The organism is Rhodoferax sp. (assembly GCF_030646845.1).
Lineage (GTDB): Bacteria > Pseudomonadota > Gammaproteobacteria > Burkholderiales > Burkholderiaceae_C > Rhodoferax.
Genome location: NZ_JAUSLE010000078.1, coordinates 1 through 11,133 on the forward strand (window position 1 = coordinate 1; position 11,133 = coordinate 11,133).

The 11,133-nt window shown below is 63.7% G+C and carries 10 protein-coding genes; 5 read left to right on the forward strand and 5 right to left on the reverse strand.

The features are described 5' to 3' along the window. The 3 genes from Q7T10_RS19140 to imuA form a co-directional block, all read right to left on the reverse strand. A partial coding sequence (locus Q7T10_RS19140; RefSeq protein ID WP_304751272.1) for a PHP domain-containing protein occupies positions 1-1,629 on the reverse strand: 1,629 nt, incomplete at its 3' end. Beyond that, positions 1,613-2,992, reverse strand: a complete 1,380-nt coding sequence (locus Q7T10_RS19145; protein WP_370653799.1) for a DNA polymerase Y family protein — start codon at positions 2,990-2,992, stop codon at positions 1,613-1,615. The genes Q7T10_RS19140 and Q7T10_RS19145, both read right to left, overlap by 17 nt. After that, a complete protein-coding gene (gene imuA, locus Q7T10_RS19150) occupies positions 2,943-3,686 on the reverse strand; it encodes a translesion DNA synthesis-associated protein ImuA (protein WP_304751274.1) in 744 nt (247 codons plus the stop codon). Before imuA ends, Q7T10_RS19145 begins: the two co-directional genes overlap by 50 nt. A gap of 108 nt (positions 3,687-3,794) precedes the next feature. On the opposite strand from imuA, the gene Q7T10_RS19155 reads away from it, so the two are divergent. The 3 genes from Q7T10_RS19155 to Q7T10_RS19165 are packed head-to-tail and all read left to right on the forward strand — an operon-like array spanning position 3,795 to position 6,315. Then, positions 3,795-4,595, forward strand: a complete 801-nt coding sequence (locus tag Q7T10_RS19155; RefSeq protein ID WP_304751276.1) for an ABC transporter permease — start codon at positions 3,795-3,797, stop codon at positions 4,593-4,595. Positions 4,596-4,609: 14 nt separating this feature from the next. After that, positions 4,610-5,584 carry an MlaD family protein gene (locus Q7T10_RS19160; protein ID WP_304751278.1) on the forward strand — a complete coding sequence of 325 codons (975 nt, stop codon included), beginning with the start codon at positions 4,610-4,612 and terminating at the stop codon, positions 5,582-5,584. Further along, on the forward strand, positions 5,581-6,315 hold the full coding sequence (locus Q7T10_RS19165; RefSeq protein WP_304751281.1) for a hypothetical protein: 735 nt from the start codon (positions 5,581-5,583) through the stop codon (positions 6,313-6,315). The genes Q7T10_RS19160 and Q7T10_RS19165 overlap by 4 nt, the downstream gene beginning before the upstream one ends. Here the strand turns inward: Q7T10_RS19165 and Q7T10_RS19170 are convergent. Together Q7T10_RS19170 and Q7T10_RS19175 are read right to left on the reverse strand one after the other, a co-directional pair. Continuing rightward, positions 6,309-7,547: a multidrug effflux MFS transporter gene (locus Q7T10_RS19170; protein WP_304751283.1), complete on the reverse strand. Its 1,239-nt coding sequence runs from the start codon at positions 7,545-7,547 to the stop codon at positions 6,309-6,311. The two genes, Q7T10_RS19165 and Q7T10_RS19170, sit on opposite strands and share 7 nt — an antisense overlap. 10 nt (positions 7,548-7,557) lie before the next feature. Then, entirely contained in the window at positions 7,558-8,034 is a 477-nt protein-coding gene (locus Q7T10_RS19175; RefSeq protein WP_304751285.1) for a CopD family protein, read from the reverse strand. A 77-nt stretch (positions 8,035-8,111) separates the two neighbouring features. On the opposite strand from Q7T10_RS19175, the gene Q7T10_RS19180 reads away from it, so the two are divergent. After that, positions 8,112-8,729, forward strand: coding sequence for a hemolysin III family protein (locus tag Q7T10_RS19180; RefSeq protein ID WP_304751287.1), 618 nt, complete (start codon positions 8,112-8,114; stop codon positions 8,727-8,729). Between the two features lie 121 nt (positions 8,730-8,850). Next, the coding region (locus tag Q7T10_RS19185) for a diguanylate cyclase domain-containing protein (protein WP_304751289.1) at positions 8,851-11,133 on the forward strand (2,283 nt) is incomplete at its 3' end.

The following is an 11,133-nucleotide window of genomic DNA, read 5'->3' on the forward strand; positions in this document are numbered from 1 at the left end:
CATGCCCAGGGCCAGCACATCGACCTTGAGCAGGCCCATGGCGTCCAGGTCGTCCTTGTCCCACTGGATGATGGAGCGATCCGGCATGGCGGCGTTTTCCACCGGCACAAGGCGCGTGAGCTTGCCCTGCGTCAGCACAAAGCCGCCCACGTGCTGGCTGAGGTGGCGTGGTGCGCCCAGCAGCTGGGTGGTGAGCGCCAGCCACTGGCGGATCGAGACATCATCCGGTGCCCGCCCGGCGTCCTGCAGCCGCTGGGCCAATTGCCCGTCCTGCAGCGCCTTGCCATCAAACCAGTGGTGGTCTTTGGCAAAGGCGTCGATCAGCGCCTCGTCGATGCCCAGCGCCCGGCCGACATCCCGGATGGCACTGCGCGGCCGGTAGGAGACCACGGTGGCCGCGATGGCCGCGCGGTCACGCCCGTATTTGGCGTAGATGTACTGGATGACCTCTTCACGCCGCTGGTGCTCAAAGTCCACGTCAATATCGGGCGGCTCGTTGCGCTCGCGGCTGATGAAGCGCTCAAACAGCATGGCCATGCGTGAGGGGTCGACCTCGGTCACGCCCAGGCAATAGCAGACGGCGGAGTTGGCGGCCGAGCCGCGCCCCTGGCACAGGATGTGGCGGCTGCGGGCAAAGGCCACGATGTCGTGCACGGTCAAAAAATACACCTCGTACTTCAACTCGGCAATCAGCGCCAGTTCATGCTCGATTTGCTGCTGCACGCTGGCGGTCATTCCCTGCGGGTAACGCCGGCTGGCGCCCTCATAGGTGAACTGGCGCAGGGTTTGCGCGGGGGTCAGGCCGGGCAGCACGGTCTCCATCGGGTACTGGTAGCGCAACTCGTCCAGGCTGAAGCTGCAGCGCGCCGCCACCGTCAGTGTGGCCGCCAGCAACTCGGGCGGGTAAATGTTTCCCAAACGCTGGCGCGAGCGCAGATGGCGTTCGGCGTTGGGCTGCAGCGCAAAACCGCACTCGGACACCGGTACCCCTAAACGCACGGCGGTGATCACGTCCTGCAGCGGCTTGCGCGAGCGCACGTGCATGTGCACGTTGCCCGCCGCCACCAAAGGCACGCCGGTCAGCAGAGAAGCGCGCGCCAGCGCGTGCCGCCACAGATCGTCGCCCAGACCATGCTGCACCTCCAGGACCAGCCAAAGCCTTGAGTCAAACAGGCCCCTAGCCCACGTGCAATAAGCGCATAGTGCTTCGAAATTAATAGCAAGATGGGGAATCAGCAAGATTTCACAATGCGCCAACAAGGAAAAGTCGCTGCGCTGGCGGGATACCGCATACGTACCTTTGACGGCCGAACAACGCGCCGCGGTGATGAACTCGCACAGGTTGCCCCACCCCGCCAGGTCATGGGCCAGGGCGATGAGCTTGCAGCCATCTTCAAGTACAAATTCGGCCCCCAGCAGCAGCTTCAACCCCAGTTTCTTCGCCTCGGTGTGCCCGCGCACCACCCCGGCCACCGAGCACTCGTCGGTGAGGGCCAGTGCCGCATAGCCCAGCGCGTGAGCACGCGCCACCAGTTCTTCCGGGTGCGAGGCGCCGCGCTGGAAGCTGAAGTTGGACAGGCAATGCAGCTCGGCGTAGGCGGGCAGGGTCATCTCAGGCAAACAGGCCATGCAAATACCACCCTGTGTCGGCATCGGCCCCGTGCCCGGCTCTGCCCGGCCCCGCCAGCCGCTCACGGTAAATCCACAGCAAGCCCATCCGCTCGCTGCGCGCCAGGAAATAGTCACGCAAGGCGCAGTCGCCCCCACCCCACCAGCCAGCCTCCAGCCGCTGCGGACCGGCCAGCAAAGTCAGCGGGCCCTGGTACAGCGGAGCGTTGCGGTGCACCGCCAACTGGAGCGGCTCGGCCAGCAACCAGGTGGGGTAAAGCGCGTCTTCTTTTGAGTCTTTTTTGCCTCCAGCCCTCGTCTTGTCTGTGCTGCCTGCTATTAATTGTGTAGCGTTTGAGACCGGCTGCCACGCCTGCATCCGTTCCGGCCGGTGGTCGGCACGGGGCTGCAGCTGCAATACTTTTTCAGGTCCCAGGCGTGCGCTCAGGCGCTCCAGCATCTGGTGCAGGCTGTCGCCCCGGCGCTGCTCGTCGGGCAGCAAACTGGCAGTTTCACCGCCCAGTTTTTGGGTCTCCAGGGTGCGCAAACGCAGGTACAGCACCGGGGCCGGCAAGGTCACCCTGGCCAGATGCTCGCCCAGCAGACGCTGCAGGTGGGCCATGTCCCCGGTGGGCTCGGCGGTACGCACCACCAGCTGCCCTTCGGTGGCCGTGTCGCGCCGGGCATCCATCGTCCACATCAGCTCAAGCGCCAGCACGCCACTGTGGCGCAGCTGCAGCCACAGCTGCAATGACCCAAGCAGGCGGCGCGCGCCAAACAGCAATGCCGGAGCGGTCTCGACCTGGGCGGCCAGCTCCAGCGTGGCCTCAAAAACATCCGGCAGCACCAGCCAGGGGTAAAGGTCCGGCTTCCCGCCATAGGCGCGGTCCAGCGCCTCCAGCAATGGCGCGCCAAAACGCCGCGCCACCCCACCACGCGGTAACGCACGCAGCTGGCCCCAGCGGGTGCAACCCATCTTCTCCAGGGTCGCCAGGTGGGGCCGGGCCGCCGCCAGCGCCGCCAGCGGCAGATCGTCTGGCACCGTACGCGCCAATCCCGCTGCGTACAGCCGGGCAATTGCTATCAAAGACGTAGCGCCTTGTGCATGTTTGACGGGGGCTACAGGTCTATTTGATTCAAATATTTGGCGCAGCAGCTGCTGGCGACCACCCCACAGGCGCTCGCTGGCAGACACTTCGAGCACCAGCGCCTCTTCGAGCCGCGCCACCTTGGGCGTGAACTGCAAAGCCCACCAACCCAAAGCGGCCAGGACGTCAGGCAAGGTGTCGACCAGTTCGGCGTCCACCCGCCCGGGCTGGAGAGTCCGAGCTTCTTCAGGCTGCGGCTGCAAGGCGATCCAGTGCATCACCACCCCCTGTGTCACGAACCACTTCTTCTGCCTTCACCCGCAAAGCCAGCAACGCGCCCAGGCGTGCACAGCGGGCCGGCAGTGCCAGGGCTTGCGTTAGTGGCGGGCCGCGCCGCTTGAGAATATGCAATTGCAAAGCGTCACCGGGCGCCCCCTCTCCTGCCGACTGGCTGGCAACCAGCAGCCGCAGCACGGCGGGCGAGGACTCCGCTATCGCCTGGGCTGGGCGCATGACAAACAAGAGCTTGCTGTGCTCCTGGGCGGCCATTTGCAGCCGCCGCAACTGCTCGGCCCGAACCTGCGGCAACCAGGCCAGCACCGCAGCCACCTCAGCACAGCGCAAGGCCTGCTCACTTGCCCACAAGCGTGCGGCAGGCGCACCAGCCCTTATCCATAACAGCCGCTGCGCCTCGAAGCCCTGCGCACAAAGCCCCGGCCCAAACGGCACATGGGGCGCACCCACCAACACCACGGGGCCAGGGGCAGCGCGCCTCAAGGCGGGTAACAACAGGCGCCACTCGTTCTGACCACTTTGCGCCTGCAGGACTTCCACAATAGCCCCCACCGGCCAGCCGCCGCCGGGCAGTTGGGCGTCGAGCGCGGCGTGGCCGCTGGCGACGGTGGCCCCGGCTGCGCAGCCCAGTTCATCGGCACGCCAGACGGCATCGCCCAGGTGCGCAAAAGAAGCAGAAAAAAGACTCGTCACCATGGAAAATCACACCGATCAATGGTATTTAACTGTATAAAAATACAGTATAGTGATTTGCCAACCCTGTGTCTTGCCCCCTTGGCAGAGACTCCTCGTTATCATCCGCCCATGCGCCAAACCTCTTACCCCCACCTTGACACCGGTGCCTGGGGCCGTGCGTTGCTGCGCGGGGCCGCCAGCTGGTGGCATATGGTTCACTTTGGCGCCATCGTGCTGGTGATGGCGCTGTCACCCTCGACCTACAACCGGGCCAACCGCGCCACGACGGCCAAACATATCTATGCCAGCACCTGGCAGGTATTGCCCTGGTTCACGGCGTTGTCGGCGCTGCTCAGCCTGGTGCTGATCCGCGTCGTGGTCGTCACAGCCCAGAGCTACGGCCTGTCGCAATACGCACTGCAGATGGTGGTGCGCGTACTGGTGCTGGAACTCATACCGCTGTCGGCGGCCGTTTTTGTCGCATTGCGCGCCGGGCTCGCTTTCAACATGGGTGCGGCCACCAGTGCCCTGTCGGCCCAGGCTGATTCGACGCCGCGCCTGAGCGTTACCCGCTTGCGCGTTGACCTTGTGCCACGTGTGATGGCCAGCGCCTTCGCGGTGCTGACGCTGGCCATGGTCAGCAGTGTGATTGCCCTGGTGCAGGCCTACCTCACGGTCTACGGCCTGTCCCCCTGGGGGCTGCCGGGCTATACGCGCACGGTCGCCCATGTGTTCGATCTGGCGGTCACGCTGGGCTTTCTGCTCAAAACCATTCTCTTCAGTCTGGCAGTGGCGGTGGTGCCGGTTGCCGCCAGTCTGGAAGCGCCGGGCCAGCCCGCGTCGGCCGACGCCGTGCAACCTGGCGCAGTGCGTCTGTTTTTGGTACTACTATTGATCGAAGCTGGCTCTTTGGCGATCAAATACATCTGAATCTCCCCACAAGCATGGAATCCACCCCCCCCTCCCCGTCGCCGTCGGACCCGCCATCAGACGTCGCCCATGTCGAATTCAAAGCCATCGTGCTGCTGGTCCTGATCACAGCGCTGATCTGCGGTTTTTTGCTCTACGTGATGTACGCACGCGGCGTGTTCGAGAAAACCCAGCAACTGGTGCTGATAGCGGACAACTCCGAGGGCGTCATCGCCGGCATGGACCTGACCTTTTCGGGCTTTCCCATCGGACGGGTGCGGCGTATCGAACTGGGCGCTGACGGCAAGGCCCGCATCCTGATTGATGTGCCGCGCAAGGATGCGCACTGGCTGCGCACCTCCAGCATCTTCACCATGGAACGCGGCATGGTGGGTGAGACCCGCCTGCGCGCCTTCAGCGGCATGCTGAATGATCCACCCCTGCCCGAAAACTCGGAACGAGGCGTGCTGAGCGGTGACACCAATGCCGAGATTCCGCGCCTGGTGGCCACCGCCCGTACGCTGCTGGAAAACCTGGACAACATGACCCGGTCTGACTCCAGCCTCAACACCAGCCTGGGCCACCTGCAAACGATGAGCGCACGGCTGAACGGCCGCTATGGCATGTTGACCGGCGTGTTGGGCAGCGAAGACAATGCCAAAAAAATCATTGCCACCCTGGACCACGCCAACGCGCTGCTGGCCAAAACCGATCAGCGCGTGTTCGGCGCCAACGGTCTCATGGACAGCACACAGGCAACCGTGGACGGCTCGCAAGCCGCGGTGAAGCAACTCACCGCGATGTTGACCGATGTCCGTGCCAGCCTGCAGAAGGTCGATGCCGTGCTGGTGGAGGCGCAGGCAATCGGTGCCAATGCACGCGTCGCCAGCGCCGACCTGGGCGCCCTGCGCGCCGAGGTGGAAATCAGCCTGCGCAAAGTGAGCCAACTGGTGGACGAGGTCAACCGAAAATGGCCCTTTGCCCGCGACACGGAACTCAAATTGCCATGACACACCGTCTGACCTCCAATCTCCGCCGGGCAAAAGCAGTTCTGACTTTTGCCGCCCTGGCGAGCGCTGCCCTGCTGCTGGGCGCTTGCGCCAGCAAGCCTGTGCCGCCCGACTGGCAGGCCAATGCTTTCGAGGCCCTGAAGGGCTATTCGTCAGCCTACCTGAGCGGCAACACACGGTTGGCTGATTTTGAGTTTGCCCGCGCCCGGTCCGAGATTGCCCGCACCGGCCGTGCCGACCTGATGGCCCGCGCCGAGCTGACGCGCTGCGCCACGCGCGTGGCCAGCCTTGAGTTTGACAACTGTGCGGCCTATCAGCCGCTCGCCGCCGATGCTGGTGCCAGCGAGCAGGCTTATGCCGCTTTTCTGACCAATAACTGGACGGGACTGAACGCCGCCCTGCTGCCAGAGCAGCATCGCCCGCTGATCCTGAGCGCGGCCGCGGACAAGCCTGCGAGCAGCCCGGCGCAGGCCGTGAGCGTGCTGGACACCATCAAAGACCCGTTGGCGCGCCTGGTGGCAGCCGGTGTGCTGTTGCAAGGCAGTCGTTTGACACCGGCCGACATCGCGGTCGCGACCGAGACCGCCTCGACCCAGGGCTGGCGCCGCCCGCTGCTGGCCTGGCTGGGGGTGCAACGCAAGCGTGCAGACGATGCAGGCGACCGTGATGCGACAGCGCGCATCCAGCGGCGCATCGACCTGGTGTTGCAGCTGCCCACGAAAACTCAGTGAACCGCGTGGACAACCGTCTGGCCGATGTCCGGCCAGCGGTGGCGCACATACACCCAGGCGAGCAGGCCCACACACATCATGGCCAGTGACGCGGCGGCCATGAGAACCGTTGAGTGCATGACCAGCGGCGCAATGACCCCCGCCACCAGGCCGTTGGCTGAAGAACCAATAAACGCCTGCAACGAAGACGCCATGCCTCGCCGCTCGGGGTGAAGATCAAGCACCAGCAACGTCACCACCGGCACCATCATGGCCCAGCCGAAGGCGAAGATGGTCAGGGGGAAAAGCGCCCAGGACACATGGGCCTTGAACAGCAGATTGGCCGCCAGGTTGAGCAGCGCAATCAGCAGCATGATCAGGAAGCCGTACTTGATCTGCTGCTTGGGCGCCAATCGGCCCGCCATGCGGCCGCTGACCCAGGCACCGCCCATGATGCCGCCAATGGTGAGCACGAAAAACCAGAAAAACTGCGTCGGGGCCAGTGCCAGGTGATCACCCAGGAAGACCGGCGCTGACAAGACATACAGGAACATGCCATTGAAGGGCACGCCACTGGCCAGCGCCAACAGCAGGAAGCGCGGGTCCAGCCCCAATTTCCAGTAGCCCTGCATCAGGTTGTCGACCTTGAATGGCTGCCGGTGGGTAAGGTGCAAGGTCTCAGGCAGCAGTTTGTAATTGGCGAACCACAGCACCACACCCACACCGGTCAGAAACCAGAAGACACTGTGCCAGCCGAGATGCACAAACAGCCAGCCCCCAATGATGGGCGCAATGGCCGGGGCCACACCGAAATAGATCGTGATCTGACTCATCACCCTTTGCGCCTCGGCGGGCGCAAACATGTCACGCACCACCGCCCGCGCCACCACGATGCCGGCCCCGGTGGTCAATCCCTGCATGGCCCGGAAGAACACCAACTGGCCGATGCTTTGGGACAGCGCACAGCCGGCGGATGCCAGCGTGAAGGCCGCCAGCCCCCACAACACCACGGGCCGCCGCCCCAGGCTGTCAGAAATCGCACCATGGAACAGGCTCATGAAGGCAAAGCCGAACAGGTAAGCCGACAGGGTCTGCTGCATCTCCACCGGCGTCGCACCCAGCGACTGGGCAATGCCTGAAAAGGCGGGAATGTACGTGTCAATGGAAAACGGGCCCAGCATGCCCAGCACTGCCAGCAAGACCGCCAGCGCCCAGCGCGGCGCCGGCCAGAGCTGTTTCGCGTCCGGATTCATGGGACAGGTATCAGCTTGAGGCACCCATCAGCGTGATCGCCACAATCACGACACCAATCGCCAGATTCACCATCACCCAGGTGCGAATGCTCGCCAGTGCGGCGCCGCCGGCCGGCCAGGCGGCGGCCGTCACTGCACCCGTGAGGCGCTTGTAGAGCGCAAAACGGATGTGGCCAAAAATACCCAGCATCACCACCCCCAGCACCGCCATGACGATCCACTCGAGGGGCATGCTGACCTTGACCCCCGATTGCGCCGCGGCCCGGCCGACGCGACCCATCATCCACAAGCCGCTGCCCAGGGCAAGCACTGCGGCCACCAGCACGGCGTTAAAGAAGCGCCCCAGCACATCGTGCATCAGTCGCACCCGCTCAGGCGCTTCCAGCCTGGCCACGGCCGGGCGCAAAAAGAACTGGGCAAACACCATACCGCCAACCCAGACGATGACGGACAGCAGGTGAATGGTTTTCAGGGTGGCGTAAATCATGGGCAGGGCAGTTTCGTGTTGTTCAGATGGGAAGCGTGTTTGATGATGCCACAGCAGGCCCTCGCTATGATTAACCTATGTATTACGGGGAAAAGTTCAACGCTTTGACTCATCTCGTCGGGGCCGTGCTAGCGCTTGCCGGCACCATCGCCCTCATCGTGCTGGCAGCGCTGGGTGGGGACCCGTGGAAGTTGGTGAGCGTCTCGATCTATGGCGTGACACTGGTGTTGCTCTACAGCTTCTCCACCGCCTTCCACAGCGTGCGCGGGCGCGCCAAAAAGATCCTGCAAAAGCTTGACCACCACAGCATCTATCTGCTCATCGCCGGCAGCTACACCCCGTTCTGCCTGGTGACGCTGCGTGGCCCGTGGGGCTGGTCACTGCTCGGCGTGGTGTGGGGGCTTGCGGTGCTCGGCAGCCTGCAGGAGTTGCGGCCGAAGCGCGTAGGGCGAATGCTGTCACTGGTGATCTATATCGTGATGGGCTGGGTAGCACTGGTAGCCCTTGTCCCGCTGCTGAAGGTGCTGGGGCCGACTGGTTTCGCCTGGGTGGCAGCCGGCGGCCTGTTCTACACGATCGGGATCGTCTTCTATGTGCTCGACACCCGCCTCACCCACGCGCACGGCATCTGGCACTTGTTCGTGCTCGCCGGCAGCGCCTCCCATTACGTTGCGATCCTGCACTACGTGCTGTGAGCCGTAACAGGATAGTCTGGCGCACATGTCATGGACACATGCCGAAAATGGAATATCCTTGACCCGTGTTGTTTCCAGAAGGATCCCAAGATGACGACAATCGGTCTGCGAGCATAAGACGGTGAGAAACTCGTCGATACGAACCCATCTCCTGCTGCTGGTATTGGCCGTATCGATCCCGCTCATGGCGGTCGTCGGACTTGGCATCTTTTCCGACATGCAGCAGGCGATCGCCCAGACCAAGACCTCCCTGCGAATGCTGGCGAGCACAATGGTCAGCAACACCGGCGGCAAGATTGCAGATGCCCGCCAGATTCTTGATCGCCTCGCTGTGCGTCCGGTCGTCAGACAGGTCGACTCCAATAATTGCGATCCGGCGTTGAAGGACCTGCATAGCCTGAATCCGGGTTACACCAACATCGGGTACTCGAATCTGGAGGGGGTTGTGGTCTGCTCGGCATTGCCGCAGCCGGGCGGCAGGATGGTGAACTACGGCGCCACGCCATCGTTCCAGACATTCCTGAAAGACAAGCGCTTCAGCGTGGGCCAGCCATTTTTTGGCCAGATCAGCGGCAAATGGATATCCATTCTGAGAGAACCCATCTTGAATGAGCGCCGCGAAATGGTCGGCGGGATGCATTTTCCCCTCGACCTGGCGCTCCTGGACCCCCATATTCCTGCCCAGTTTCTGCCGCCTGAGGTCCGCTATGGTTTCTTCAGTGCAGACGGGAGTCTGATCTGGCGAAATGCCGATCCGGAAAGTGCTGTCGGCACCCGGCCCAACTCGGACGCTGCGCGAAGGATTGTCGAAGTGCGGGATGGGGAGTTCGAAAGTCAGGGCCTGGATGGCGTCAGGCGTTTCTATTCCGTGGTGCCGATGCCAGAAACGGGATGGATTGCCTTCGTTGGCGTACCGGCACACACAGTCTTCGCCAAGGCAAGGCAGCGCGCCATCACCGCGGCGGGCATCGCCCTGGCCGCGATTGCCTCAGTGTTGCTGATGGCCATGGTGATTGCGCGACGGATCGCCAGTCCGGTGGCCGAACTGGAGAATGCCGCACGCGCAGTCCATGGCGGAAACCTCGGCGTCAGGGCAGCGGTGGCAGGTCCGCGCGACATCGCGGCGGTGGCACAGGAATTCAACGCCATGATCGAAACCCAGCAGCACAGCGACGCGCAACTGCGCATTGCCGCCACGGCCTTCGAGTCGCGCGAGGGCATGCTGATCGCTGATGCCAATAATCTGATCCTGCAGGTCAACCGCGCTTTCACTGAAATCACCGGCTACACGGCCAGTGAGGTCGTGGGCCAATCGCCGCGCCTGCTCCGATCGGATCGTCACAGCCCGGACTTTTATGCCCATATGTGGAAGACCGTCAAGGACACCGGCGGCTGGCAGGGCGAAATCTGGGGCCGGCGCAAGAATGGGGAAATCTATCCCAAGTGGCTGACCATCACGGCGGTGAAATCGGACGACGGCGCCGTCACCCACTACGTTGCCTCCGAGACCGACATGACTGCGCGCAAGGCCGCAGAAAGCGAGATCACGCACCTGGCCTTTTACGACCACCTGACCCGGTTGCCCAACCGGCGCCTGTTGCTGGACCGGTTGCAGCATGCGCTGGCCGCCAGTGTGCGAATCGGCCATCGCGGCGCGGTGCTCCTGATTGACCTGGACAACTTCAAGACACTGAACGACACCCTCGGTCACGACAAGGGCGACCTGCTGCTGCAGCAGGTGGCGCAACGGCTGACCACCTGTGTCCGCGAAGGCGATACCGTGGCGCGTCTGGGCGGCGACGAGTTTGTGGTGTTGCTCGAAGGGCTGAGTGAAAATCCCGACGAAGCAGCGACGCAGGCTGAAACAGTGGGCGAAAAAATCCTGGCCACGCTGAATCAGCCCTACCAGCTCGCCGGTTACGAGAACCGCAGCACCCCCAGCATTGGGGTGACACTGTTTGGCGGCCATTTGACCTCCATCGACGACCTTCTGAAGCAGGCCGATCTGGCCATGTACCAGTCCAAGACGGCCGGCCGCAATACCCTGCGCTTCTTCGATCCAGCGATGCAGGCCATGGTGACAGACCGTGCCGCCCTGGAGGTCGACCTGCGTGAGGCGGTGCGGCAACAGCAGTTCATCCTTCACTACCAGCCGCAGGTGGTCGGGGATGGCCGCCTCACCGGTGCCGAGGCACTGCTGCGCTGGCAGCATCCGCAGCGCGGCCTGGTGTCACCGGCCGAATTCATCCCGCTGGCCGAGGAAACCGGCCTGATCCTGCCGCTGGGCCACTGGGTGCTGGAGACGGCCTGTGCCCAGCTGGCGACATGGGCCAACCAGCCGAAGACGGCTCATCTCTCTTTGGCGGTGAACGTCAGTGCCAACCAGTTGCACCAGGCCGACTTT

What these genes read in the sequence shown, in the direction of transcription:
- imuA (WP_304751274.1), bottom strand. Translation starts at nt 3,686, where the DNA reads ATGGTGACGAGTCTTTTTTCTGCTTCTTTTGCGCACCTGGGCGATGCC.
- Q7T10_RS19155 (WP_304751276.1), top strand. Translation starts at nt 3,795, where the DNA reads ATGCGCCAAACCTCTTACCCCCACCTTGACACCGGTGCCTGGGGCCGT.
- Q7T10_RS19160 (WP_304751278.1), top strand. Translation starts at nt 4,610, where the DNA reads ATGGAATCCACCCCCCCCTCCCCGTCGCCGTCGGACCCGCCATCAGAC.
- Q7T10_RS19165 (WP_304751281.1), top strand. Translation starts at nt 5,581, where the DNA reads ATGACACACCGTCTGACCTCCAATCTCCGCCGGGCAAAAGCAGTTCTG.
- Q7T10_RS19170 (WP_304751283.1), bottom strand. Translation starts at nt 7,547, where the DNA reads ATGAATCCGGACGCGAAACAGCTCTGGCCGGCGCCGCGCTGGGCGCTG.
- Q7T10_RS19175 (WP_304751285.1), bottom strand. Translation starts at nt 8,034, where the DNA reads ATGATTTACGCCACCCTGAAAACCATTCACCTGCTGTCCGTCATCGTC.
- Q7T10_RS19180 (WP_304751287.1), top strand. Translation starts at nt 8,112, where the DNA reads ATGTATTACGGGGAAAAGTTCAACGCTTTGACTCATCTCGTCGGGGCC.